Here is a 1,437-nt window from a genome sequence, read left to right on the forward strand (position 1 = left end):
GCTTCTCAGGATGTGCCAGAACTTCCTTCAAAAGCAGGTCCAGCATACCCATGTGAGCCCTGGCTTTCTCTTCATTTAAATAATAACCATCATAGTGTAAGTATATTGAAAGAACATTATTATGCTCATAGGCCAAAACACCCAACGGATAATTTATTTTCTCGGAAACATTTTTAGCGACAAATTTTAGAACATAGTCGCTCTCTTTAGGAATAGGATAACTTTCAAACACAAACAGGCTATGAAACAATCTCTCTCCTCCTTTTTGCAATTTCGCAAGATCCGCGAAACTATTTGTATTCATTTCAACAGCCTGGTCCTGAATCCGATACAATTGATATTCTATTGTATTCTTGTTATCCCAATCAATAACCAATGGAAGAGTATTAATATAAAGCCCTACACTGTGTTCTATATCCGCGATCGGAAGGTCTCGGCCGGAAACTGTCGTTCCCACAACACTATATCTACTATTGCTATACACTTGTAATAATTTATGCCAAATAAACTGAACAATAACATTGAGTGTAATTCCTTTAGATAGACTAAACATTTTAAGAGCATCATATGTCTTCCCCTCAATTTCCAACATAGTTATAGCCGTCTCCTGCCCCACCTTGTGACTGGTTGTCAAATCCATCGGCCTACTCAGTAATGGATTAATATCATTGGATGTATCAACATCAAAAAGCTTCTTATTCCAATAATCGAAGGTATCTTTTTTTGCTTTACTGATGTATTCCTGAGCTTCCAGATAAGCAACATCTTCTTTGATAACGGGCATTCTATTAGAAATAAGCTCATGGTAATATTCGTGTACACTATTTAATAGTCTAGGTGCACTCCATCCATCTGTTACAATATGATGAATCGTTTTAATCACCGTATAGCAGTCGGCTGCCTGCTTAATAACGTGCAATCGGAATAGTGTCGGTTTTGTTAAATCAAATTTCTTTTCCCGATCGTGCAGTCCAATAGCATCGATGCTGCGTTCCTTTTCATCTGGCGCTGAAAGCTCACTGATATCATAAAAATTATAAGAAAGATTTCCTTCTTGATATATCACTTGAATAACATCCTCTTCCCAATTAAACGCTGTCCGTAAAATAGGGTATTGAGCAACACACATCTGCCAAGCGGTCACATATTTATCAACATCAAGAGGTTGGTAGTAATCATATCGTTGCTGCAGAATATTAATATCATTTTCTGTTTGAGTTAGTGAATGATAAATAAAACCCTGTTGTAGGCTATTTGCAGGATATAGGTTTGAGATTTTATTCCTCATCGGATTGCTTTTCAAATTGTAAACGACTCAATAGTGACTGGCTTATTTTAACGGTCTTAAAATCACTGGGGGTATAACTAGCCCCTTCACGATCCAGCTTCTCTTCACAATGATGGATGATCGCCTTCAGGTGAGACTCCAGACTTGCA

The 1,437-nt window shown here is 37.5% G+C and carries 1 protein-coding gene; it reads right to left on the bottom strand.

What is annotated here, in order from left to right; all coding sequences use genetic code 11:
- Positions 1-1,288 (bottom strand): condensation domain-containing protein (locus J2X69_RS24730; protein ID WP_310109544.1); only part of this gene is annotated, 1,288 nt, incomplete at its 3' end.
- Positions 1,289-1,437 lie beyond the last annotated feature (149 nt).

It is taken from the genome of Algoriphagus sp. 4150 (assembly GCF_031457395.1).
Taxonomy (GTDB): Bacteria; Bacteroidota; Bacteroidia; order Cytophagales; family Cyclobacteriaceae; genus Algoriphagus.